The organism is Prauserella salsuginis (assembly GCF_024648885.1).
In the GTDB taxonomy this organism is placed as follows: domain Bacteria; phylum Actinomycetota; class Actinomycetes; order Mycobacteriales; family Pseudonocardiaceae; genus Prauserella; species Prauserella salsuginis.
This window is the reverse complement of record NZ_JANBBF010000014.1, coordinates 316248-340270: the sequence shown is the minus strand read 5'-3', so window position 1 is coordinate 340270 and position 24023 is coordinate 316248. Positions and strand designations below refer to the sequence as shown.

Genomic DNA, 24023 nt, shown 5'->3' with positions numbered 1-24023 from the left:
TGGGCGAGCGCGCACCCGCCCGGCACGAGTGCTGGCCGACAAGGCCTACTCTTCCCGCGCTAACCGGGACTATCTGCGCACACGTGGCATCGCGGCAACGATCCCGGTTCCCAAAGATCAAGCCGCCCACCGCCGGGCCCGCGGCTCAGCCGGAGGCCGACCGCCTGCCTTCGACCCCACCACCTACCGACAGCGCCACGCCGTCGAATGCGGCATCAACCAGCTCAAACACCACCGCGCCGTCGCCAGCCGCTACGACAAACTCGCCGTCCGCTACGAAGCCACCCTGCACATCGCCGCCATCAACATCTGGCTCGCCGACCTCACCAAGATCAATTCCTAAACAGCACCTAGCCCGCCACGTGGGCCGAGGACGATTACGTACCGAGGGCCGCCGCGAGACACCGGATCCTCCGGATCTTCGCTCCGCCACCGGCGCTGTAGGAGCCTGCCCGGTTCGCCTCGGCGACCTATTCACGAAGCGCTTGTCGCGGTCTTGGCGCGTGACTTCCCGATACTTCGCCACTCCCGACCCCACCGGAGGTGTGAGATGACCGGAACGACACCCCTTTTGGCCAGAACGCTGACGTTGCCCAACGGGGCAAGAATGGGAAATCGCTTGGCCAAAGCGGCTATGTCGGAATGTCTCGGCGATCTCGATCTTGCGCCGACGGAAGGGCACGTCAGACTTTATCGTCGTTGGGCCCGTTCCGGCGCCGGCTTGCTGATCACCGGCAACATCATGGTCGAGCGCACCGCCATCGGTGAGGTCGGCAATGTGGTCGTCGACGACGAACGGGATATGGGCTTGCTGCGCCGATGGGCTTCCGCGGGGAAGGAACACGGCGCACATGTATGGGCGCAGCTCAACCATCCGGGTCGGCAGATCCCGGTCACTCTCAACGCTCGCCCAGTGGCACCGTCCGAGATCCCCGTCGCGAACACTGCCGGGTTGTTTCGGAGTCCCCGTGAACTGACGCATGGGGAGGTCGAGACGCTTGTCACGAAGTTTGCCACTACGGCGGGGATTCTCGTGAGGGCGGGTTTCACCGGAATCGAGATCCACGCCGCCCATGGTTACCTCATCAGCCAGTTCCTTTCACCCGCCACCAACCGCCGCACCGATGCCTGGGGTGGCGACCGCGATCGGCGGCGACGGTTTCTGATCGAGATCGTCCGGGCGGTCCGATCCGAGATCGGCGAGGTAGTACCGCTGGCGGTGAAGTTGAACTCCGCGGACTTCCAGCGCGGCGGGTTCGACCAGTTCGAGTCGGCCGCGGTCGTCAGTGCGTTGGCCGATGAGGGGATCGATCTGCTCGAGATTTCGGGTGGCACCTACGAATCGACCGCTTTCATGGGTCTTCCCGCGGAGCCGGTGAAAGCCAGCTCTGAAGAACGAGAGGCATACTTCCTCGACTTCGCTCAGCGAATCCGTCAGCAGGTGTCGCTGCCACTTCTCCTAACCGGAGGATTTCGGACGACGACCGGCATCGCGGACGCGATCGGCTCCGACGAGATCGATGTAGCCGGCCTCGCCCGGCCGCTCGCGCTCGAACCTGACCTGCCAGCGCGAATGCTCGACGGAACCAGCACTGCGAGCACGGTCAGACACCGCACACTCGGCATCCGCCGCCTCGACGGGGCCAGTGATCTGCTTTGGCACACGACTCAGCTCTGGCGTATGGCCGACGGAAAAGACCCCGCACCGGGCCGGCACCCCCTCATAACCATGGCGCACTACTTCTCCCGGTTGGCGCCGTACACTCTGCATCGCATCGTCCGCGGAACGAGGTCGACGTCGCGTGATGGCTACGTGGTACGAACGCGTGGTCCCGCCGAGCACTGAGCACAACCTGACCGTTCTCGCACTCATCGAAGGGAACCCATGGCCCGCACCAACGTTCGCGAGAAGCTGATCGCCGCGGGGCTCGACGTGTTTCACACACAGGGATTTCACGGCACGAGTGTGCAGGACATCACTTCTGCGGCCGGCGTTCCCAAGGGATCGTTCTACAACCACTTCGACGGCAAGGAAGCGCTGGCGGTTGCGACGATTCACCTGTATCTCAGTGAGAGTCCCGTCCAAGTCCTGCTGGACGACTCGGCCGGCGCACCGCTTGACCGGCTCCGCGAGCATTTCGACGTCCTCGCCCAGCGACTTGTCGACTCCGAGTTCACCCGCGGCTGCATCATGGGCAACTTCGCCAACGAGATCGCCGATCACAGCGAACCGGTCCGCGCGACGCTGACCGCCGCGTTCGACGCATGGACAAACCTGATCGCCGCGGTCCTGGCCGAAGCTCAAGAGGTCGGGGCGCTCTCGGCCGATACCAATACCTCGGATCTGGCGAACTTCATCGTGAACTCCTGGGAAGGAGCTTTGACGCGGGCTCGCGCAACCAAGAACGCGCAGCCGCTACGGTCCTTCTTCGACATCACGTTCGGTGTCATGCTGCCCTAGGTGTGCTGTTCGGGCTCGTTGGTGACGGTTCGGCACGGGGTTGATGATCTTGATGTGGGTGAGGGCCTCCGGGTTCGGTGTGGATCACCACGAACACACGCCGACCCGAGGAGGCCCTCTGGTGGTCCACCGTAACGCTCCGCTGACTCCGACCGGGCGGCTGCGGCTGGCCCGGTGTGTTGGTGACGACGGTTGGCCCGTGCGTCGGGCCGTGGAGCGGTTCCAGGTCGCCCACACGACCGCGGCCCGCTGGGCCGGCCGGTACCGCCACGGCGGCGAGCAGGCTATGGACGATCGCTCCAGCCGTCCACATCACAGCCCGCACCACACCAGTCGGGTCGTCGAGGACGAGGTCCTGCGGCTTCGTGACGAGCACAAGATCGGGCCGCTGCGCATCGTCGGCCGGGTACCGGTCGCTGCCTCGACCGTGCACCAGGTCCTGCGCCGCCACCACCGCCCGAGCCTGGCCACGTGCGACCGGGCCACCGGCCAACCGGTGCGCCGCTACGAACGCCACCACCCCGGCGAGCTCGTCCACGTCGATGTGAAAAAGCTCGGCCGGATTCCCCAGGGCGGCGGCCATCGCGTCCTGGGGCGCGCCGCCGGTCGGGGCAACCAAGCCCGCGCCTGCGGTGGTGGATATCTGTTCCTGCACACCGCACTCGATGACCACTCCCGACTGGCCTACACCGAGGCCCTGGCCGACGAGAAAGCCGCCACCTGCGCCGCATTCCTACACCGGGCACACGCCTGGTTCACCGGCCACGGCGTGACCATCGAGCGAGTGCTCACCGACAACGCCTGGTCCTACCGCAAAAACACCTGGCAACAAGCCTGCGCCGACCTGGGCATCGCCCGACGGTTCACCCGCCCCTGGCGCCCACAAACGAACGGGAAAGTCGAACGCTTCCACCGCACCCTGCTCGACGAATGGGCCTACCAACAGCCCTACCACTCCGAAAACGAACGCCAGCGAACCTTCGCCGACTGGCTCGACTGGTACAACTTCCACCGACCCCACACCGCAATCCACGGAGCCCCACCAGCCGACCGCGTCACCAACCTCTCCGAATCACACAGCTAGGGCGCCGATGGAAGACGGATGGATCGAGTGTGCCGAGACCGGTGTCTCCGGGCCTCGGTCCGGGGGTCGGAGAGTTCCGTTGGACTCGCCCCGTGGGTGTCGTGTGGTGTGGTGTGGGTGTACGGAGGTGCCGCATCGCGCCCTCCTGTATTCGGTCGGCCCGTCGGGGCCGGGTGTCGACCCGTCACCAGGGGCCGGTGTGCCGATCCCGGTTGCCCACATAGCACTGCAGGAAGATCTGGTGGCCGTCGGCCCGCTCCTCGTTCGCTCGTCGGCTGTGCGGTGACGCTGAGTGACTGGTCGCGGACCGCGTTGCCGAAGCGCGGTCCGCTGTGCCGGAGCCAGGTCGAACTCGCTGGCGTCGAGGGACACGGTTCCGGCCAGAGACCGTGCTCGGTGGCTCACCGAGCGCTGTGCTGCCGCAGGTGCTCATCTGCGGGCTATTCGCGCCGAGGGACACGATGGCGCCGGTGCTCGACGCCCTGGCCGGTGTCCTTCCGCTGCCGGGCGCGGTCGAGGCGATCGACTACGTCGCCGACTCCGGTTCGGACGCGGGCGTGATCACGCAGGACATCCTCTTCCTCGCGGGCTACACCGTCGTCACCCTCGCGTTCGGCGCGGCGACCCTGCAACGGAGGACGGCGGACCGGGCACCGGTGCTGCGCAGGCTCTTCGCCAAGGCCCGGGGTTCTCGATCCGAGCCACGCGCCGGGGCTGCGGGAGTGTCGCCCGGGCGCGTCGCGGGCGACGAGGCGTCGGTCAGCTGGTTCGAGCTGTATCAGGACTCCGCCGGGCAGTACCGGTTCCGGTTGCGCAACGGTCACGGCGTGCTCGCGGGCAGCGGGGCGTTCGACACCCGGTCCGAGGCGGAGGACGCCATCAGGGCGCTGTGTGAGGGCGTCCCGAGCGGTGGCATCGACATGCAGCCCAACGGGGTGGTCCAGACGTGACGAGTTGAGAGAAGCCAACGGGGACCAAATCGGCCCCTACCGCGTTTCAGTCGGTAGGGGCCGATTCTTCGTGTCTGCTGGTCCAGGTGGGCGCCCCCGGCAGGATTCGAACCTGCGACACCCGCTTTAGGAGAGCGGTGCTCTATCCCCTGAGCTACGAGGGCAAGGCCGTGCGGCCCGGGCACAGCCTACCCGTACCCGGGTGAATGTTGGTAAGTGGACCATACGGAAGCAAACGATCACTTACTCTGGGCCCACTACCGACAGGTAGCACCCCTGTCACCGACGGCGAAGACCTTGTCCATCCCGTCCCCCCTCCGGGAGGCAACCGTTGATCACAGTCATGTTGGCCGATGACGAGGAGCTCGTGCGTCAAGGCCTGCGCGCGATGCTTTCCGCCGCACCAGACATCGAGGTCGTCGGCGAAGCGGCCGACGGCAGATCGGCCGTGGAGACGGCCAGACGGCTGCGACCTCAGGTCGCCCTGCTGGACATCAAGATGCGCCAGCCCGACGACGGCATCCGTGCGCTGCGCGCGATGCAGGGCCTGCCCGAGGCTCCCCGGATGGCGATGCTGACGACGTTCGACGTCGACGAGTACGTGAGCCTGGCGCTGCGATTCGGCGCCAACGGCTTCCTGCTGAAGGACATCGAACCCGGCGTGCTGGTGCGTGCGGTACGTGACCTCGCGCGCGGCGGTGCCGTACTCGACCCCAGCGTGGCGGCGCGGATGGTGGACGCCCAGCGGGACGAGGCCCGCGCGGCGGCACCGGCGCGGCGGCTGCTGGCGTCGCTGTCCGAACGCGAACGCGAGGTCGTGTCCCTCATCGGCCAGGGCATGTCCAACGCCGAGATCGGCGGCAAACTGCACCTGTCCGAAGCCACCGTCAAGGGATACGTGTCCGCGGTGCTGTCGAAGATCGGCGCGGCCAACCGCGTGCAGGCGGCCCTGCTCGCCTACCGCGGCGGCCTGGTGGACTAGGACCGGTCCACCCGGGTGCCGGTCCGGTACGTGATCGGGCCGACACCCGGGCGGGAGCGGGTGTTCAGCCGCGTCTCAGGCACGCGCGACACACTGGATCTCATGCGCATACTCGTTGTCGACGACGACCGGGCCGTGCGGGAGTCGCTACGGCGTTCCCTCGAGTTCAACGGCTACCAGGTCGACGTGGCAGGCGACGGTGCTCAGGCGCTGGAGAAGGTGTCGAGCGACCGGCCCGACGCGATGGTGCTCGACGTCATGATGCCCAAGCTGGACGGGCTCGAGGTCGCCCGCCGTCTGCGCGGCACCGGGGATGACCTGCCCATTCTCGTGCTCACCGCGCGGGACGCCGTGTCGGACCGGGTGTCCGGGCTCGACGCGGGCGCCGACGACTACCTGCCGAAACCGTTCGCGCTGGAGGAGCTGCTCGCCAGGCTGCGGGCACTGCTGCGGCGCGCCGCAGCCGAGGCCGACCCGCAGGGCGCCGCTGCGCTGGTGTTCGCCGACCTGACCCTCGACCCGGACACCCGCGAGGTGCGACGGGGAGAGCGGGACATCAGCCTCACCCGCACCGAGTTCACGCTCCTCGAACTGTTCATGACCTACCCGAAGCACGTGCTGACCCGCACGCGCATCCTCGAGGAGGTCTGGGGCTTCGACTTCCCCACGTCGGGTAACGCGCTCGAGGTGTACGTGGGCTACCTGCGCCGCAAGACCGAGGCCGACGGCGAACCGCGGCTGATCCACACCGTCCGCGGCGTCGGATACGTGCTCAGGGAGACCCCGCCGTGACCGGATCCGCCCAGCCCGCCATCGGGGTGGCCGGCGGCGCCGCAGGTGACGGTGCGGAACCGGACCGGACGCCGAAGCGCATCTCGCTGCGCACCCGCGTCATGCTGTTGGCCACGCTGTGCGTCGGCGGCACCGTGGCGCTCGTGTCGCTGGTGACGTACCTGACTGTGCGGGACAACGTCTACGACCAGTTCGACAGTTCGCTGACCCAGCGGGCGCACGCGGCCGCCCAGAGCGTGCCCGTGGCTTCGCAGTTCCAGAACCTGCCCACAGCTCTGTTCGCCAGCGGTGACATCCAGATCGGCCTGCTCGAAGCCGACGACACGCTCGTCGTGCCGCGTGGTGCGGCGAAACCGCCGACCGGCGAACCCGAACTGGCCGTCGCCCGCGGGGGTGCGGAGTGGTCGCTGCGCACCGACAAGGCGAGCGAGATCCGGGTCGTCGCCGTGCCCTCCGGTCACGGCCAGGCGCTCGTGCTGGGCCAGTCGCTGGCGCAGACGGAACGAACCCTCGGCGACCTCGCACTCGTGCTCATGCTGTTCGGCGGGATCGGTGTCGTGGTCGCGGCGGGCGCGGCCACGGCCGTCGCACGGACCGCGTTGCGGCCGGTGGAGCGGTTGACCTCCGCGACCGAGCGGGTCGCCGACACGATGGACCTGCGGCCGATCCCCGTCACCGGGGACGACGAGCTCTCGCGCATGACGCAGAGCTTCAACACGATGCTGGGCGCCGTCGCCGAGTCGCAGGCACAGCAGAGCAGGCTCGTAGCCGACGCTGGTCACGAACTGCGCACGCCGTTGACGTCGCTGCGCACCAACCTCGAACTGCTGCTCTCGGCGGACCGCAGCGGCGCGCCCCCGCTCGACGAGACGATGCGCAGCGAGATCGAAGCCGACATTCGCGGGCAACTCGACGAGTTGACGCAGCTCATCGGTGACCTGGTGGAGCTGGCGCGCGACAGCGGACCGCAGGAGATGATCGAGCGGGTCGACCTGGCTGAGGTCGTGGAGCGGGCGCTCGACCGGGCGCGCAGGCGCGCGGGCGACACGGAGTTCGAAGTCCGGCTGCAGCCGTGGGAACTGACCGGCGACCCCGGCGTGCTGGAGCGTGCCGTGCTGAACCTGCTCGACAACGCGGTCAAATTCTCCCCGGCGGGGGAGACCGTGCACGTGGGACTGCGGCCGCTCGGTGACGGCACCGCCGTCGTCGAGGTGGCCGACCGCGGCCCCGGGATCTCCCCAGGGGACCTGCCGCGCGTGTTCGACCGCTTTTACCGTTCGGCCGAGGCCCGCACCCTGCCCGGTTCGGGGTTGGGGCTTGCGATCGTCCTGCAGGCCGCGCAGCGTCACGGTGGTGGGGCGTTCGCCCTGGCGCGCGAAGGTGGCGGCACGGTCATGACGATCCGCCTTCCGGGCGTCGCCACCGACCGGGACGAGTAGCCGCCCGGGCGCCCACTGCGGCCGCACGCCTCGTCACGTCGGCCTTCGACGATCACAATCCAGCTGGCTGTTGAATGATGTAGGATTTTGTTCAGTTAGGTTCGGTTTGTGGGCGTCGGTGGTGGCCGGCGCCGGACGGCGGGAGACGGTGTGCTGGCGCGGCAGCGACAAGCGATCATCCTCGAAGAGGCACGGCGCAGCGGCGCGGTCCGCGTGAGCGACCTCGTCCAACGGCTCGGTGTCTCCGACATGACCGTGCGCCGCGACCTCGACGTACTCGCGGGCCGGGGACTCGTGGAGAAGGTGTACGGCGGAGCCACGACCATCGGCGACCGCAGCACCGACGAGCCCGGTTTCGAGGCCAAGTCCGTGCAGCAGCAGGACCACAAGGAGGCCATCGCCGCGCGCGCTGCCGAACTCGTCCACCCCGGCAGTGCGATCGGCCTGTCCGCGGGTACGACCACCTGGACGTTCGCCCGCGCGCTCGCCGGCATCGCCGACCTGACCGTGGTGACCAACTCGGTGCGGATCGCCGACGTGCTCCACGAATCGCCGCAACCCGGCCGCACCGTGATCCTCACCGGGGGCGTCCGGACCCCCTCCGACGCACTGGTCGGTCCGGTCGCGGTGCAGAGCATCCGCAACCTGCACCTGGACATGGTGTTCCTGGGCGTGCACGGCATGGCCGACGGTCCTGGCTTCACCACCCCGAACCTCACCGAGGGAGAGACCGACCGTGCGCTGATGGAGTCCGCGCGCAAGCTCGTCGTCCTCGCCGACCACACGAAGTGGGGCACGGTCGGCATCTCCACCATCGCCGACCTGGCCGACGCGAGCGTCGTCGTCAGCGACGCCGACCTGCCCGACGATGCGCGGGCGACCCTGTCCGAACACGTCGGCGAACTGATCATCGCCGACGTCCCGTCGAATCCGGAGGCAGGCGAATGAGTGTCCTGCGGAAGACGTCGCGCCGCCTCGCCGACGGCCGGGAGATCGTCTACTTCGACGACACGCCGGACGTTCCGGAGCGCACGGCCGTGGACTCGCGCGACCTCCCCGAGGTGACCGCGGCCTCGGAGATCCGCCGCGACCCGTTGACGGATGAGTGGGTGGCGATGGCCGCGCACCGGCAGACCCGCACCTACAAGCCGCCGGCGGACCTGTGTCCGCTGTGCCCCAGCTCGCCGGGAACACCGAGTGAGGTTCCGGAGAGCGACTACGACGTCGTCGTGTTCGAGAACCGGTTCCCGTCGTTCTCCCAGGGGGTCGACGACCCGGGAGAGGGCACCGTGGACGGGGCGGGCATCGTTCCCTCCGCTCCAGGCAGAGGCCGGTGCGAGGTCGTGTGCTTCACGAGCGACCACACCGGCTCGTTCGGCCGGTTGGCCCCCGAGCGCGTGCGAACGGTCGTGGACGTGTGGGCCGACCGCACGGCGGCACTGTCCGAGCTCGACGGCGTGCGGCAGGTCTTCCCGTTCGAGAACCGCGGCGAGGAGATCGGGGTGACGCTGTCGCACCCGCACGGGCAGATCTACGGCTACCCGTTCGTCACCCCGCGTACGGAGCGCATGCTGGCGACGGCCGAGGCCTACCGGGACCGGTACGGCCGGCACGTCCTCGGTGACGTGCTCGCGGCCGAACGCGCCTCGGGCGAGCGGGTCGTCGCCGAAGGGGAACACTGGACCGCGTTCGTGCCGCCCGCCGCCCGGTGGCCGGTGCAGGTGCAGGTCGTTCCGCACCGGCAGGTCGCCGACCTGACCGAGCTGACAGAGGCGGAGCGGGACGACTTCGCCCGCGTCTATCTGCAGGTCCTCGGCCGGTGCGACGGGCTGTACGGCAAACCGTTGCCGTACGTCGCCGGCTGGTACCAGGCGCCGCAGGGTACCGACCGGAACCTGTCGTGGCTGCACCTCGAACTGCTGTCGGTACTGCGGTCGGCCGACAAGCTCAAGTACCTGGCCGGTTCCGAGTCCGGGATGGCGGTGTGGATCAACGACGCGACCCCGGAACAGATCGCCCGGCGCCTGCGCGCGGTCGGCGACGTCGACCACGGCACGGGGGCGGCGGGCTGAGTCGCAGTCCCGCGAACCCACGGGCGGCCCACAGCCGGATTTCAGCGATCTCTCAGGACCATGACCCATGATGGGGGGCATGAGCGAGAACGACCCCACCTTCTCGGACAACACCGACTCGGACAACACGGCGACTCCTTCGTCCGGATTCCCCGCGCAGGGCGGGCCCGAGCAGTCCCACGGTGCGGCGGGCGCGACGCCCAGTCCGTGGTCGGCGGAGGGGGCTGGGCAGGCCGATCCCGCTCGGCCCCCGCAGCAGCCGCAGCAGTCCGGGCAGGCGCATGCGCAGGACATCCGGTACGCACAGGGCGAGCAGGCGGCCCCCGCGGCGGGGTATGCCGGTGGTTCGCAGTACCCGCAGGCGGCGCAGGAACAACAGGCCGGGCAGCAGAGCGCGTACGGCAACCCGTACGCCCCACCGGCTGGTCAGGCGTACCCCGGCGGGCCGAACGCGGGTGACCCCACCGGAGCGCAGGGGCACGGCGTTCCGGGGATGGCACCGGTACCGGCGGGTCCGGAGAAACCCCGGCGGAGCGGTACGACCAAGCTCGTCATCGGGGTGGCCGTGCTCGCGCTGCTGGTGGGCGGCGGTGCCGGCACGCTCGGCGGCTACCTCGCGGCCGACGGGTCGTCGGGATCGTCGGTCAGTTCGCTCGACCAGCAACGGCCCGCCGAACAGACCGGCAACGCACCCAAGGGTTCGGTCTCGGCGGTGGCGCAGAAGGTCAGCCCCAGCGTGGTGCAGCTCAAAACCGTGAGTTCGCAGGGCGCGGGCGAGGGCTCCGGCTTCATCATCAGCGACGACGGCTACGTGCTGACCAACAACCACGTGATCGCCGGTGCCGCCGACGGCGGCCGGATCCAGGTGGTCTTCAACGACGGGCAGACGACGTCGGCGACCGTGGTGGGCCGCGACCCGACGACGGACATCGCCGTCGTCAAGGCCGAGGACGTGAGCAATCTGCCGGCCGTCGAGTTGGGCCGCTCCGACGACCTGCGCGTGGGGCAGCAGGTGGTCGCGATCGGTTCGCCCTATGAGCTCGCCGGCACTGTGACCTCGGGCATCGTCAGCTCGCTGCACCGGCCGGTGTCGGCGGGAGGCCAGGGCGACCAGACGACGGTCATGGACGCCATCCAGACCGACGCCGCCATCAACCCGGGCAACTCGGGCGGGCCACTCGTCGACATGAACGGCCGGATCATCGGGATCAACTCGGCGATCTACAGCCCGTCCACGGGTACCTCGCAGGAGAGCGGCAACGTCGGCATCGGGTTCTCCATCCCGATCGACCAGGCCCGGCGTACTGCGGACGACATCATGCAGGACGGCCACGCCACGCAGACGTTCATCGGGGCGATGGTGCGGGACGGCAGGCAGGGTGGTGCCGCGATCGCCGAGGTCGAGTCGGACAGCCCGGCGGAGAAGGCTGGGCTGAAGGGTGGCGACGTCGTGGTCAAGATCGGCGACCGTCGCGTCGAGGACTCCGACACGCTCGTGGCGGCGATTCGCACCCGCGCACCCGGCCAGAAGGTCACGCTCACCCTCGAAGGTGGGCGGACGGTCGAGGTGACCCTCGGCGGTCAGCCGGTGCGAGCGAACTGACCTCCCAGACGCTCGGCCGCCACGGGCGGCCGAGACCAACAGCCGCAGGCCGCGGCGCCATGCGCCGCGGCCTGCGACCGCCGCGCGCGGCTCACGCGCATCCGGCGGACGGACCACTACGGTAGGGATCATGGAACGGAGTGCACAGCGGCTCGGCCGCGCGCTGGTGGTCGTGGTCGACGACCGCACCGCCCAAGGGGAGACCGACGATGCGATCGGCCCGCTCGTCACGGAACTGCTCGAGGAAGCGGGCTTCATCGTCGACGGGTCCGTGGTCGTCCGCGCCGACATCGTCGAGATCCGCAACGCGCTCAACACCGCGGTGATCGGCGGCGTCGACCTGGTGCTCACGGTCGGGGGGACCGGCGTGGCGCCCCGGGACGTGACGCCCGACGCGACGTCGGGAGTGCTGGACCGTCCGGTGCCGGGCATCGCCGAGGCGTTGCGTTCGTCCGGGCTGGCGGCGGGTGCCGTCGACGCGGGAGTGTCGCGTGGGCTCGTGGGCCTGTCGGGCAGCACGCTCGTGGTCAACCTCGCCGGGTCACGGCCCGCGGTGCGGGACGGCATGGCGACGCTGTCGACGTTGCTGCCGTACGTGATCGGCGAGCTGTCCGGCCTCACCGGCGACTGAGCTGCGAGAGCCCACGACCGTGACCGGCCCGTCGACACCCGAGTCCGCCGCATTCGAGCCCGCCGCATCCGAGCCGGCCGCATCCGAGCCGGCTGCATCCGGGTCGGCCGCATTCGAGGGCACCGCGTCGTCGGATGCGCCGACGTCGCCGGACACGCCGGCGGAAGCAGCGGACCCGGAAGCGGCGGATCCGGAAGCGGCGGAACGCTCGGAGACGCCCCGTCGCGCGCCGGCTGCGCGGCGGCGAATCGCCGAGGTGTTCGGTGAGGTGCTGCCGGAGACGACCTCGGACGAGCGGGACCCCGCCGCGCGTTCCGCCACGTCCGAGGACTGGTACCTGCAGAACCGCCCGCCGCATCACGACCGGTGACGTCGCGACCGGCAGGGCCGTCGCCGGTCAGCTGCGCGGGTCGCCCTGCCGGTCCCTGAGCAGATCGCGGATCTCGGCGAGCAGCTCCGTGTCGGTCGGCGCCACCTCCTCGGCCTCCTGTCCGCGCTTGCGGCGTTCCTGCAGCTTCTGGAACGGAACGACGACGAGGAAGTAGACGACGGCGGCCACGATGACGAAGTTGATCGCCGCGTTGATCACGGTTCCGAAGTCGAGGAATGTGCTGGGGTTCTCCTCGAGGATCCGTATCCCGAGCCCCTGGGCGCCCTCGCTGCCGCCCATCGCGTTGATCAGCGGCTGGATCAGACTTTCCGTGAACGCAGTGACGATCGCGGTGAACGCCGTGCCGATCACGACTGCGACGGCGAGTTCGACGATGTTGCCGCGCATCAGGAATTCCTTGAAGCCCTTCAGCACGTCCTGCTCCCTTCCACATTGGACGTCCTTTGACTAGCGGAGCGTAACCGTGACGGGCTGATCTGCGGCGACGGCGGCAAGTCGGGTCGCGGGCTCCGGCCGGGCTGCCACGAGCACGAGAGGTCCCTCGTCCGATGAGCCCGGTGCGGCACGGTCCGGGGAGCCTGGCATGAGCACCGACAACACGGGAACCTCGCTGGCCAGGACCTGTTTCGCAGGTCTGTCCGCGGTGCCGGTTCCGGGTACCACTATGTCCACATGAGACCCGGAGTGCAGCAGCGGAGCAACGTCCGGATCGTCCAGTCTGACCGGAACGGTCACGGTGCCCGCCGGTGTGGGAGCGCGATCCAGCAGCCGTGCATCCGTGACAGGTTCACCCTCCCGAGCGACGCCCACCAGGTGCTGGCCGATGATTTCGTCCGGTTTTCGCAGCGCACCGGAGGGTCGAAGGTCGACCGGAAGGGCGGAGACACGGACGTCGCCGGCTCGCAGCGTGCTGCCGAGCGGGACGTCGCGGGCGAAAACGAGGGTTGGCCGGGTCTGGGTCTCGTCGTCACCCGCCGTGGCGGGGCTGGCGGCGATCAGTACCGCCAGCAGGAGGAGCGCGACTGCCAGAACCCGCCGCAGCACCGGCACGGGCCGCGCACGCAGCGCTGTCGTCAGTTGCGCGGTTCGGCGCGCGAAGGGAACGGCCACGGATGCCTCCTCGTCGGATCGGGCCGGACGAGGCCGGCCTCGGTTCGATCGACGTTAGGGAGGCATCGAGGCGGCGCGGAAGAGCTCGGCTGCCGGCCTGTGGATAACCGGGTCCTTGTGGACAACTTCACAGCGGAATCCGCCGGGCCGGCGCCGGGCATGAACAAGCCCCCGGGCGCGGGTGACGCATGCCCGGGGGCTCTGGGGTGCAACCGCCTGCAGGTGCGAGGCCTGCGGGGAGTCGGTTCGCGGGGTGCGCCCGCGCGTGCTCAGGAGGCGGCAGACGTCGACGCGGAGGTCGTCGACGAGCTCGTCGACGAGCTGCTGTTCGAGGACGTCGACGAGGAGGAGTCGGTGGACGAGGAGGACGAGGAGGACGAACTCGAGTCGGAGGTCGAGCCCGAGTCGGAGCTCGTCGAGCCGGACTCGGCCGACGACTTCGCGGGCGCCTGCGAGCTGTTCGAGCTGCTGTTACCGGATCGCGAATCGTTGCGGTAGAAGCCGCTGCCCTTGAAGATCACGCCGACGGCCCCGTACAGCTTGCGCAGCATGCCCTGGCACTCCGGGCATTCGGTGAGGCTGTCGTCGGAGAACGACTGGACCACCTCGAACTGGTGGTCGCACTGCTTGCAGGCGTATTGATAGGTCGGCACAGGTGCTCCTTCAGGCGTTGGCACTCGACTCCTAAGAGTGCTAACGAGATTGTGCTCTACCGCATTCCGGCATGGCAATCAGGCCCAGGTCACACCGCGATCACCGACTCGGGCGTGCCGCCTGCGGGGAAGGTCGGCCGAACTACGCCGCCGGCAGTGTGACCAGGCCGTTTCCGGGTGTGAGCACCGCGTGCATCCGCACGTCGTGCGACTCGGCGGGTAACCGGTCGACCAGCTCGTCGTCGCGCACGACCGCCACCAGCCGGACGTCGGGACCGGTGAACACCAATGATCGGTCGTAGAACCCTGCGCCCTTGCCGAGCCGCGCTCCCTGCCGGTCGACGGCCAGCGCGGGCACGAGCACCAGGGCCGCATCCTCGATCGCCGCCGCGCCCAGTCGCGGTCCGCCCGGTTCGAGGATGCCTCGATACCGCCCCGGGACCAGGCTCGCCGTGCCCGTGTACTCGGCCCACTCCAGCGGACCGGGCTCGTCGGGAACGATCGGCAGCAGCACGCGGGCACCGGCGTCGCGGAGCACGTCGAGCAGGCCGATCGAGCCGGGTTCGGACCCGAACGGGACGTAGCCGCACACGGTCGGCGACCGCAGTCCGTCGAGCAGGCCGGGAATCGCCGCCGCGAGCGCGCCGGCCTCGGCGACCTGCTGCTGGGCCGACACGGCGGAACGGGCCGCGCCGATCTTGCGACGCCATTCCCGCTTGTCCGGACCTCCGGTCGGATGCTGGGGCGTGTTCACGGCCTTCCTTTCCGGGGGCGGACCCTGTGTCGGTGGCGACATCGAGTCGGCGACGCGCCGGTGAATGCGCCGCGAATGGGGTCTTGTGCGCATTTCATCGGTCGCCGACTGTCGCCGCCAGCCTGTCATTGTCGGCTTGAATCGCACGTTCAGGCTAGGCTTCACGCCTATGACCGGTCCCAATACTACGAACACCTTCCGCACGGCCATCGTCCCCGCGGCGGGCCTCGGGACCAGATTCCTTCCGGCGACCAAGGCCGTCCCGAAGGAACTGCTGCCCGTGGTGGACACGCCGGGTATCGAGCTGGTTGCGGAAGAGGCGGCCGAAGCCGGGGCGCGGCGCATGGTCGTGGTGACGTCGCCCGACAAGCAGGCGGTCGTCGACTATTTCCAGTCCCGCCCCGACCTCGAGGACGCACTCGAGAAGAAGGGCAAGAAAGCACTGCTGGAGAAGGTGCGCAGGGCCCCGGGGCTGATCGACGTCGACGTGGCGATCCAGCAGGAGGCGCTCGGCCTCGGGCACGCCGTGGCACAGGCCGGGCCTGCGCTGACCGACGACGACGATGCGGTGGCCGTCCTCCTGCCGGACGACCTCGTGCTGCCCTCGGGCGTGCTGACGAAGATGGCCGAGGTGCGCGGGCGGCACGGCGGCAGCGTGCTGTGCGCGTTCGACATCCCGAAGGCCGAGATCTCGCCGTACGGCGTGTTCGACGTCAGCGACACCGACGACGGCGACGTCAAACGGGTGCACGGGATGGTCGAGAAGCCGGCGCCGGAGGATGCGCCGTCGACCTACGCCGCGGCGGGCCGGTACCTGTTGGACCGTGCGATCTTCGACGCACTGGAGCGGATCGGCCCCGGCAGTGGCGGAGAGCTGCAGCTCACCGACGCGGTGGCGCTGCTGATCGAGCAGGGACATCCGGTGCACGTCGTCGTGCACCGCGGCCACCGGCACGACCTCGGCAACCCGGGCGGGTTCCTGCGTGCGGCCGTGGACTTCGCGCTGGCCGACGACGACTACGGCCCTGCGCTGCGTGACTGGCTGAAACAGCGAATCGAGAACGTCGACTGATGAGCGAACTCGAGCCGACCACCACGGTGACCGCCGTTCCGGATCTGCCCGCCGAGGACTTCCGGCCGGTCGCCGAGCAGCTGAACCGTGCCCTCTCGGCGGCAGTACGTCCGAATCCGGTGCGGGTTGCGATCTCCGAATCGCAGGGACTGCCGTGTGCCGAGGAGGTCGTCGCCGAACAGGCGCTGCCCGGTTTCGACCAGGCGGCGGTGGACGGTTACGCGGTGCGCAGTGTCGACGTGCGCACCGCGGGTGAGGAGCCGGTGCAGCTGCCGGTGGTCGGTGAGATCCAGGCCGGGTCGCGGCAGCCGCGGCGGCTGCAGCCCGGCCAGGCGGTGCGGGTCGCCACGGGCGCGCCGTTGCCGACCCTCGCGGACGCGGTGGTGCCGACGGCGTTCACCGACGGCCACCAGGCGAACGTCACCGTGCAACGGGCGGTGCCGTCGGCTGGATACGTCCGCCGGACGGGCGAGGATGTGCAGATCGGTGACGTCGCGGTGCGTGCGGGCGACACGATCGGCTCGGCCCAGGTGGGCCTGCTCGCCGCGGTGGGCAGGTCGAAGGTACTGGTCTACCCTCGGCCGCGGGTGTCGATCATCTCGGTGGGCGACGAGCTCGTTGACGTCGACCGCACCCCGTCGGTGGGGCAGGTCTACGACGTCAACTCCTACGCACTGGCGGCCGCCGCGCGCGATGCGGGTGCGGAGGTCAGCCGGGTCGGCATCGTGCCGCTGGACCCGAAGCGGTTGCGCGAGACGGTCGAGGGCAGGCTGCTGATGTCCGAGGTGGTCGTCGTCGCCGGCGGGGCGGGCGGCACGACGGGCAACGAGGTGTACGCGGCCCTGTCCGATCTCGGCGACCTGGACGTGCGCCGCATCGCCATGCACCCCGGTTCGGTGCAAGGGTTCGGCAAGCTCGGCCCCGACTCGGTGCCGACGTTCCTGCTGCCGGCCAATCCGATGAGCGCGCTCGTCGTCTTCGAGGTCATGATCCGTCCGCTGATCCGCGCGGCCCGCGGCACCAAGAATCCACACCGTAGGGCCGTCGACGCGCGGCTGCTTTCGCCGGTCGCCTCGACGGCGGGCCGCAAGGGGTTCCTGCGTGGTCAGCTGCTGCGCGACGAGACCAACGGCGAGTACCTGGTGCAGCCGCTCGGCACGTCCGGTGCGCATCTGCTCGCCTCGCTCGCCGAGGCGAACTGCCTGATCAACGTCGAGGAGGAGCTCACCGAACTGCCTGCGGGCGAGCAGGTCAAGGTGACCTTCCTGGCCCAGCGGGCCTGAACCGGGAGCGCCGCGGGCGATGTCGGAGCGGGAGCCGCTCGGCGAATCGCAGCACCCCGGTTGGCCAGCCCGCCCGGTCCCGCTGGTCGTCGACGGGGCCGAGGTGCGGCTCCGGCCCGTGCGCTGGCGCGATGCGAGCGCGTGGAGCCGGCTGCGGCTGCGCGATCGCGACTATCTCGAACGCTGGGAGCCGACCGCGGCCGGGTCGTGGGAGGAACGCAACTCGGGATGGGCGTGGCCGCCGCAGTGCACGTCGTTGCGTGCGCTCGCCCGCCGCGGCCAGTGTCTGCCGCTCGCGATCGTCGTGGACGGTGAGTTCGCAGGTCAGATCACGGTCGGCAACATCGTTCGGGCGGCGTTGCGGTCGGCGTGGGTCGGCTACTGGGTCACGTCCGACCTGGCGGGAAGGGGCATCGCGACGGCGGCGGTGGCGATGGTGACGGACCACGCGTTCGGTCCGGCGCGGCTACACCGGCTGGAGGCCACGGTGCGTCCCGAGAATGCGGCGAGCGTTCGGGTGCTCAGCAAGGTGGGTTTCCGCCGGGAAGGCCTGTTCGAGCGTTATCTCAACGTGAAGGGTGAATGGCGCGATCACATCGTCTACGCCATCACGGCTGAGGAAACGGGCGATGGCCTGGTGGAACGGCTCGTAGCCGCGGACCGCGCGGCACACGTCCATTCGAGTTAATCAACCGCGCTACAGCTACCTGATCCAGTGACAGGAATCAAAGATGACCCCGGCGCGTCTCCGGGTCTTCTGTTACTCGTGTGACTAACGTGGTGATTTGTCAGCGTGGAGACAAAGCGCTCTGCGGACAAGGGGAGTGGGGCGGCCCGAGGGCTGCGCGGCAACGCGAACGACCGACAGGTCGGGAGGTGACGGGAGATGCCAAGCTCGTTGATCATTATCGGGCTCGCCGCTGCGTGGCTTGTCGTTCTCGTTCCCATGGTGGCGCGGAAGCGTCAGGAGGTCGCACAGACCAGCGATGCGGCGCTGGCCGGCCGGATCGTGCGGAGCGGTACGCGCAACAACGGGCGAAGGGAGTTCGCCATGACCCGGAACGCCGGCACCCGTGGCGGCCGTGAGGACGACGAGTTCGACGACTCCGTCGACTACGCCGACGGCGACACGGACCACGACACCGAAGACGACTCTGCCGCCGGCATCGACGACTACGACGAACGCGACGAGGCTGACGACGAACCGGTGGACAGCCGGGAGCGCAGGTACGGCCGCCGCGCCGACGCGGGCGAGGCCGATCTCGACGAACCCGGCGACCGCAGGCCCGGCGAACCCGGCGCGAGGCGCTACCGCCCCGGTCGCGGCGGGTTCGACCCCGAGGCCGCCGAGATGGACGCGCGCGCCAAGTACGCGTACCGCCAGCGGGTCGTGCTGATGCTGTTGATCGCGGCCGTCGTGAGCGCGATCGTCGCCGCTGCAGTGCTGCCGATGCTGTGGTGGCTGCACGGGGCGATCGACGTCGCCCTCGTCGGCTACCTCGCATACCTGCGCCGTCAGGTGCGTATCGAGGAGGAGATCCGCGAACGCCGGATGGCCCGCTACTCCGGCGGTCCCCGGCGGCGTGCCGCCGAACCCGAATGGGACGACGAGGCGTGGGGCGACGAGGACGACGGTGGCCGCGACACCCGCGACCGTGACACCCGCGACACTGCCGAGCCTCGCCGTGGTCGTCCTGCCGAACGCCCCGAACAGCCACGCCAAGGCCCCGAACTCGTCAATGTCGAACGGCGCCGCGCGCCGCGGCCGCCACGGAATGCCGTCGTCGTCGACATCGACGACGAGGACCCCGCTTTCCACGAGCTCGGCGACCCGGGCGAACTGCCCTATCGGCGGGCCGTCGGCGAATAGGGGCCCCCTCGCTCGATGGGCATGGCGACCTTGCTATGCTCATCGAGCACTCATCAAAGAGGGCAACAACTTCAGGGGCTGTAGCGCAGTTGGTAGCGCGTCTCGTTCGCATCGAGAAGGTCAGGGGTTCGATTCCCCTCAGCTCCACAGATGGAAGGCTCGTGCTCGCGGAGAGCGCGAGCCTTTTCTGTTTCGCCGATCGGGTCTGAGGCCGACCCCCCCCCACAGTGCGTGCTCCTGCTGACCTCGCGTGGGTGCGTTGTGCGCGGACCAGCCTCGGGTTGATTCGTTGTGCAGCCTGGTAGTCAGCGGTGGTGCATCGACCAGCACCTGATTCGGTGCCTAAGCGAGCGACATCTCGTGTTCCGAGGTCGGGCGGCCGAGTCGATCGAGGCGGTTGAAGTCCTCGTCGGGCAGCTCGAGATCGACCGCTCCAACGTTCTCCTCGAGGTGGTCCCGAGAGGACGTACCCGGGATGGGAAGTATGACCCGGGACCGGCGCAGTAGCCACGCCAGCACGACCCGAGCCGGCGTGGAGCCGAGCCGGCCGGCCACCTCGGTCACCGGCGAGTCCGAGCGCACACTCGGCGCGATCGGCAGCCAGGGCAGGAACGCGATGCCATGCTGCTCACAGTGCGCCAGCACGCCCTCCGAGCGCCGGTCGCGCAGGTTGTACCGGTTCTGCACGCTCGCGATCGGCGTGATCCGCCCTGCCTCCACGATCTGTTGGACGGTGACCTCCGACAGTCCGACGTGCCGCACCTTCCCCTCGTCCTGCAGCTGCCGGAGCGAGCCGATCTGGTCCGCCAGCGCGACAGTGGGGTCGATCCGGTGCAGCTGCAACAGGTCGATGCGCTCCACCCGCAGCCGTCGCAGGCTCAGCTCGGCCTGCTGGCGCAGGTATTCCGGACGCCCGAGCGGGATCCACTCGTCACCGGGGTGACACTGCCCGGCCTTGGTGGCGATCACGACGTCGTCGGGATAAGGGTGCAGGGCTTCGGCCAGCAGCTCCTCGTTGCGGCCCAGCGCGTAGGCGTCGGCCGTGTCGATGAACGTAATGCCGAGCTCAACCGCGCGGCGCGCCAGCGCGTGCGCCGCGGCCGGGTCGCCGGTGGGCAGTCGCATGGCGCCGAAACCCAGCCGGTGGACCGGAAGGTCACCGCCGAGGACGAGGTGGTGGCGATCGGCTTTCATAACGTCTCCTTCTGCGTGTCGGCGGGGTACGGAGCCAACACTGCCGCCGCGGTGCAGATAAGACAATCGAAACATTCTTGGGATGATCGCGTAGAATCACTAATGTGTTGAACCTGGAACGCCTCCGGACGCTTCATGCGGTCTCCACTACGGGGTCGGTGCGCGGCGCCGCCGAGGCGTTGCACGTGACCACCTCGGCGGTGTCCCAGCAACTGTCCAGGCTGGAACGTGAGGTCGGCCAGCAGCTGCTGGAACGGCAGGGGCGCGGCATCCAGCTCACCGACGTCGGCGGCCTGCTCGCCGAGCACGCCGCGAGGCTGCTGCAGCAGGTCGAGCTCATCGAAACCGACCTCGCCGACCATCGCGGCGCGGTGGCCGGATCGCTCTCCGTGGCCGCCTTCGCCACGGCCGCCCGCGGCCTGCTGCCGCCGATGCTGCACACACTGCGGCAGCGGCACCCGAGCCTGACGGTGCGGCTCGCGGAACTGGAACCCACCGAGGCGATCGCAGAGCTGCGCCACGGCGCCGTCGACATCGCGGTCGTGCAGGACTGGCCGGAGGAGCCACTCCCGGTGCCCGAGGGAATCTCGCGCGTCTCGCTACTGGAGGACGTGCTCGATGTGGCACTGCCGGTGCAACACCACTTCGCCGGGCGAGACGTCGTCACCCTGGACGAGCTGCGCGACGAGGACTGGGTGAGCTGGCCCGACGACGAGATCTGCCACGGCTGGCTGGAGAACACCCTGCGGCGCAACGGAATCGAGCCCCGGGTCAAGCACACCGCCTCGGAGCACTCCACCCAGCTCGCGGTCGTCGCGGCCGGAAGCACGGTCGCGATCATCCCTCGGCTCGGCCGCGGCCGGACACCGGCCGGCGTCCGGTTCGTGCCGTTGAGACCGGCACCTCGACGACGAGTGTTCGCATTGTGGCGCAACAGCACCACGAACCGGCCCGCCTTCCAGGCGGCGCTCCGCGCGTTGCAGGACAGTGCCCGCCAGTGTGACACCGACACTCCCGCGTAGTGCCGCCGACGAAGGTCGGCGCCGGGCGGATGCGACGGGGTTCAAAGCGGGAGAATGTCGTCCGTGTTCGACGAGGTTAACTGGCCACATTGGACGCAACCGGATAGTGACGGTTGACCTCGACGTCCACGCCGAGTGCGGTCACGAATCCGGGCCGCTTCGGTAGGTCCTCGCCGATGCTCCGGTATGGACTGTCTTCGGCGGTGGGTGAGCGTGCTGTGCCGGATCGAGCGATTACCGCAGAATGCCGAGTCCTCCGGGCCTGCGTCGCTCTCCCTGCCGTACGGCTGCTCGTAGCGGTCGTCCCGCGGTAGCAACGGATCCCGGCGGGGTCCCTGCCGCAACGGCCTTTCCGGTTCACGCGATCAGGCCGCCGGCGAGCAGCGGGACACAGTGCCGCCGGTTTCGTCATCACAGCCGGGCTGCCGTGGCGGCGATCAAGCGACGGCGTCATGGAACCGCACAGGCTTCCGCGGCATCACAGTGACGTATTGCGATAGGAAAGCTGCGAACAGTGGGGGTCTGATGAGCTGGTCATGGCGCCGATTCTGGGCGGTGGTCGCCACAGGGGGACTGCTGGCCGGAGCGACCTCGTTCGGGTCTGTGGCGACAGCCCAGGAACAGGTCGAAAAGCCGGCGCCGGTCATGGTCACGGTGGATGCTTCGGGATCGATGGCCGACGCGCTGGGCGATGGCAGGACGAAGATGGATGCCGCGAAGGGGGCGCTGAACACGCTCGTCGACGGCGTGGAGCCGGACACGCAGATGGGCTTGCAGGTCTACGGATCGCGCGGCGCGGGAAGTGGCTCCGGCAAACCGGATTGCGACGCCATCAGCACCGAGGTGCCGGTCGGTCCCGTCGATGCGGAGGATCTCAAGTCGAAGGTCGACGGGCTCCAGCCGGCGGGCGAGACACCGATCGGCGACTCCCTGCGGGAGGCGGCCGATGAGCTTCCCGACGAGGGGCCACGCGCGATCGTGCTGATCTCGGACGGAATCGACACGTGTGCACCGCCGGATCCGTGTGAGGTGTCGAAGGAACTCGCCGAGAGCGGCGTCGACCTCGCCGTGCACACGGTCGGCTTCCAGATCGACGACGAGGCTCGCGAGCAGCTGTCCTGCATCGCGGAGTCGACCGGTGGCAGTTACACCGACGCGCCGGACGCCAAGTCGCTGGACGAGCAGTTGCCGCGCGTCGTCGAGCGCGCTCAGCGCAGCTACGAGGTGAAGGGCACTGCCATCACCGGCACCGAGGAGTTCCCCTCCGCGCCGACCATCGAGGCCGGCCAGTACGTGGACACGATCGACTCGGGCCAGACCAAGTACTACAAGGTCCGCATTCCCAAGGACTTCACGGTGCACTTCGCCGCGACGGCGGTGCTGCCGCGGGACGAAGAAGGTGGCTGGGTCGAGGTGACCACACAGCTCGTCGACCCGCAGGGCAAGGTGTGTGAGGAGCAGGATGAGGATGTGCACATCGCTTCTGCGTTGCGTAAGTCCTCGGCCGCGCACGCCACATCCGCGTTCAGTGTGGACACTCGTGAAGACTCGGACTGCAACGCCGATGAGGAGTACTACCTTTCCGTCGAACGGGACGGTCCGAGCGAGGCGAAGTACTGGACGTGGCAGACCGAACTGCTGGTGACCCTCGAGCCGCCGGTCTCCGGTTCGACCGGCCCGGCAGAGAACACCGCGGAGGTGCCGTTCGGCAACCCCGGCGGAGCGGAGCAGGCGGTCACCGGCGGCGGCAGCTTCAACGACGCCGTCGAACTGGACGGCAGTGGAATCTATGCCGACACGCTGCTGGTCAACGAGATGGCCACCTACAAGGTCAAGCTCGACTGGGGCGAATCGCTCGCGGTGCAGACCCATGCGCGGAACGATCCCAAGGACTGGGCCGAGGTGACCTACGACATCTACGACCCCGTCCGCCAGCAGGGATCACGCAACTGGAACGAGGATTTCAACCTCTACAACGAGGCGGATTCCGGCGACCCGATCGCCACCTCGCGGGTGCTCTACAACAACCGGGAGGAAGGCAAGCAAGCGAGCGTTCCCGGGTGGTACTACATCACGGTCCACGTCGGTTCGAGCACCGACGAGTACACCGAGTTGCCGATTCGGCTGTTCGTCAGCAAGGGCGGCGAGAAGGTGGCGGGCCCGGAGTACGTGAGCACCGACGGTTACCCGCAGGGCCTCGTCACCGGCGGTTCGGACGAAGGCGACGAGCGTGAGCAGGCGGTGCGGCAGGCGGCCACCGAGGACGAGGTCGGAATGCCGCTGTGGGGCTGGCTCGCCATCGGCGGCGGTGCGCTTCTCTGTGGTGGTGCCGCAACGTTCGTGGCGCTGCGCCGCAACACACACTCCTGAGGGATTCGACAGGAACAAGCCGTGCGGGGCGGTCTGCCGTGGTGACGGCGGGCCGCCCCGCATTGCGTGTGGGTGCCGCTGAGAGCGGCGAGGCGGGGCTACGGCCACTGATGTTCGCGCCACGCCCTGGCTTCCGGTGCCGGCGGCTCCCGGTGTCGGCGCCACGCTCTGGCTCCCGGCGGAGGCCCGCGGTTCGGCACGTCGCCGGAGGGGTCGACGGGATCCCGCATTGACGCGACCCGACTTCAATCATACAGTTTCTGAAAATCTGTATGATCAACACGGAGGTC

Annotated in this window: 24 protein-coding genes, 2 tRNA genes and 1 pseudogene; 21 read left to right on the top strand and 6 right to left on the bottom strand. The window is 69.2% G+C overall.

Annotation, left to right across the window (positions count from 1 at the left end; translation table 11 throughout):
• The 5 genes from LY40_RS24090 to LY40_RS24070 all read left to right on the top strand — a co-directional run.
• Positions 1–343 (top strand): transposase (locus tag LY40_RS24090; RefSeq protein ID WP_258938229.1); only part of this gene is annotated, 343 nt, incomplete at its 5' end.
• 207 nt (positions 344–550) lie between these two features.
• On the top strand, positions 551–1846 hold the full coding sequence (locus LY40_RS24085; protein ID WP_258938228.1) for an NADH:flavin oxidoreductase/NADH oxidase family protein: 1296 nt from the start codon (positions 551–553) through the stop codon (positions 1844–1846).
• Between the two features lie 39 nt (positions 1847–1885).
• On the top strand, positions 1886–2461 hold the full coding sequence (locus tag LY40_RS24080; protein WP_258938227.1) for a TetR/AcrR family transcriptional regulator: 576 nt from the start codon (positions 1886–1888) through the stop codon (positions 2459–2461).
• 121 nt (positions 2462–2582) lie between these two features.
• Positions 2583–3545 (top strand): IS481 family transposase, encoded by a 963-nt coding sequence (locus LY40_RS24075; RefSeq protein WP_258938226.1) that lies wholly within the window; start codon positions 2583–2585, stop codon positions 3543–3545.
• Between the two features lie 470 nt (positions 3546–4015).
• Positions 4016–4495, top strand: coding sequence for a YegP family protein (locus LY40_RS24070; RefSeq protein WP_258938225.1), 480 nt, complete (start codon positions 4016–4018; stop codon positions 4493–4495).
• A gap of 91 nt (positions 4496–4586) precedes the next feature.
• On the opposite strand, the gene LY40_RS24065 is transcribed toward LY40_RS24070, so the two are convergent.
• A tRNA-Arg gene (locus tag LY40_RS24065) sits at positions 4587–4659 on the bottom strand.
• A 167-nt stretch (positions 4660–4826) separates the two neighbouring features.
• Here LY40_RS24065 and LY40_RS24060 point away from each other — a divergent pair.
• The 8 genes from LY40_RS24060 to LY40_RS24025 all read left to right on the top strand — a co-directional run bounded on the left by LY40_RS24060 (position 4827) and on the right by LY40_RS24025 (position 12384).
• Positions 4827–5477: a response regulator gene (locus LY40_RS24060; protein WP_183782855.1), complete on the top strand. Its 651-nt coding sequence runs from the start codon at positions 4827–4829 to the stop codon at positions 5475–5477.
• 102 nt (positions 5478–5579) lie between these two features.
• Positions 5580–6269: a response regulator transcription factor gene (locus LY40_RS24055; RefSeq protein WP_183782856.1), complete on the top strand. Its 690-nt coding sequence runs from the start codon at positions 5580–5582 to the stop codon at positions 6267–6269.
• A gap of 101 nt (positions 6270–6370) precedes the next feature.
• Positions 6371–7708 carry a HAMP domain-containing sensor histidine kinase gene (locus tag LY40_RS24050; protein ID WP_258938244.1) on the top strand — a complete coding sequence of 446 codons (1338 nt, stop codon included), beginning with the start codon at positions 6371–6373 and terminating at the stop codon, positions 7706–7708.
• Positions 7709–7858: 150 nt separating this feature from the next.
• Positions 7859–8656 carry a DeoR/GlpR family DNA-binding transcription regulator gene (locus LY40_RS24045; RefSeq protein WP_258938243.1) on the top strand — a complete coding sequence of 266 codons (798 nt, stop codon included), beginning with the start codon at positions 7859–7861 and terminating at the stop codon, positions 8654–8656.
• Positions 8653–9780, top strand: a complete 1128-nt coding sequence (gene galT / locus LY40_RS24040) for a galactose-1-phosphate uridylyltransferase (RefSeq protein WP_372497774.1) — start codon at positions 8653–8655, stop codon at positions 9778–9780. Before LY40_RS24045 ends, galT begins: the two co-directional genes overlap by 4 nt.
• A 79-nt stretch (positions 9781–9859) precedes the next feature.
• Positions 9860–11383, top strand: a complete 1524-nt coding sequence (locus tag LY40_RS24035; protein WP_183782857.1) for a S1C family serine protease — start codon at positions 9860–9862, stop codon at positions 11381–11383.
• A 130-nt stretch (positions 11384–11513) separates the two neighbouring features.
• On the top strand, positions 11514–12014 hold the full coding sequence (locus LY40_RS24030) for a MogA/MoaB family molybdenum cofactor biosynthesis protein (RefSeq protein WP_183782858.1): 501 nt from the start codon (positions 11514–11516) through the stop codon (positions 12012–12014).
• Between the two features lie 19 nt (positions 12015–12033).
• Positions 12034–12384 (top strand): hypothetical protein, encoded by a 351-nt coding sequence (locus LY40_RS24025; RefSeq protein WP_183785757.1) that lies wholly within the window; start codon positions 12034–12036, stop codon positions 12382–12384.
• 27 nt (positions 12385–12411) lie between these two features.
• On the opposite strand, the gene mscL is transcribed toward LY40_RS24025, so the two are convergent.
• Positions 12412–12819 carry a large-conductance mechanosensitive channel protein MscL gene (gene mscL / locus LY40_RS24020; protein WP_183782859.1) on the bottom strand — a complete coding sequence of 136 codons (408 nt, stop codon included), beginning with the start codon at positions 12817–12819 and terminating at the stop codon, positions 12412–12414.
• A gap of 33 nt (positions 12820–12852) precedes the next feature.
• Positions 12853–13515 carry an SAF domain-containing protein gene (locus LY40_RS24015; protein WP_258938224.1) on the bottom strand — a complete coding sequence of 221 codons (663 nt, stop codon included), beginning with the start codon at positions 13513–13515 and terminating at the stop codon, positions 12853–12855.
• 159 nt (positions 13516–13674) lie between these two features.
• Between LY40_RS24015 and LY40_RS26620 the strand changes: the two genes are divergently transcribed.
• Positions 13675–14013, top strand: a complete 339-nt coding sequence (locus tag LY40_RS26620; protein WP_307877151.1) for a hypothetical protein — start codon at positions 13675–13677, stop codon at positions 14011–14013.
• 14 nt (positions 14014–14027) lie between these two features.
• Here LY40_RS26620 and LY40_RS26615 read toward each other — a convergent pair.
• Both LY40_RS26615 and LY40_RS24005 read right to left on the bottom strand, forming a co-directional pair.
• Positions 14028–14168 (bottom strand): annotated as a pseudogene (locus LY40_RS26615) (FmdB family zinc ribbon protein); the annotation flags it as partial.
• A 142-nt stretch (positions 14169–14310) separates the two neighbouring features.
• On the bottom strand, positions 14311–14922 hold the full coding sequence (locus LY40_RS24005; RefSeq protein ID WP_258938222.1) for a 5-formyltetrahydrofolate cyclo-ligase: 612 nt from the start codon (positions 14920–14922) through the stop codon (positions 14311–14313).
• 169 nt (positions 14923–15091) lie between these two features.
• Here LY40_RS24005 and LY40_RS24000 point away from each other — a divergent pair, with 169 nt between their 5' ends.
• The 5 genes from LY40_RS24000 (at position 15092) to LY40_RS23980 (ending at position 19294) form a co-directional block, all read left to right on the top strand.
• Positions 15092–15994: a UTP--glucose-1-phosphate uridylyltransferase gene (locus tag LY40_RS24000; protein ID WP_183782867.1), complete on the top strand. Its 903-nt coding sequence runs from the start codon at positions 15092–15094 to the stop codon at positions 15992–15994.
• Positions 15994–17277, top strand: coding sequence for a molybdotransferase-like divisome protein Glp (glp, locus tag LY40_RS23995; protein ID WP_258938221.1), 1284 nt, complete (start codon positions 15994–15996; stop codon positions 17275–17277). Before LY40_RS24000 ends, glp begins: the two co-directional genes overlap by 1 nt.
• A gap of 19 nt (positions 17278–17296) precedes the next feature.
• Positions 17297–17965 (top strand): GNAT family N-acetyltransferase, encoded by a 669-nt coding sequence (locus LY40_RS23990; RefSeq protein ID WP_258938220.1) that lies wholly within the window; start codon positions 17297–17299, stop codon positions 17963–17965.
• Between the two features lie 198 nt (positions 17966–18163).
• Entirely contained in the window at positions 18164–19147 is a 984-nt protein-coding gene (gene sepX, locus LY40_RS23985) for a divisome protein SepX/GlpR (protein WP_258938219.1), read from the top strand.
• Between the two features lie 74 nt (positions 19148–19221).
• A tRNA-Ala gene (locus tag LY40_RS23980) sits at positions 19222–19294 on the top strand.
• 195 nt (positions 19295–19489) lie between these two features.
• On the opposite strand, the gene LY40_RS23975 is transcribed toward LY40_RS23980, so the two are convergent.
• Entirely contained in the window at positions 19490–20341 is an 852-nt protein-coding gene (locus LY40_RS23975) for an aldo/keto reductase (RefSeq protein ID WP_258938218.1), read from the bottom strand.
• A 104-nt stretch (positions 20342–20445) separates the two neighbouring features.
• Here LY40_RS23975 and LY40_RS23970 point away from each other — a divergent pair, with 104 nt between their 5' ends.
• Both LY40_RS23970 and LY40_RS23965 read left to right on the top strand, forming a co-directional pair.
• Positions 20446–21363, top strand: a complete 918-nt coding sequence (locus LY40_RS23970) for a LysR family transcriptional regulator (protein WP_183782876.1) — start codon at positions 20446–20448, stop codon at positions 21361–21363.
• 525 nt (positions 21364–21888) lie between these two features.
• On the top strand, positions 21889–23733 hold the full coding sequence (locus tag LY40_RS23965; RefSeq protein WP_258938217.1) for a vWA domain-containing protein: 1845 nt from the start codon (positions 21889–21891) through the stop codon (positions 23731–23733).
• The last annotated feature ends 290 nt before the right edge of the window (positions 23734–24023 follow it).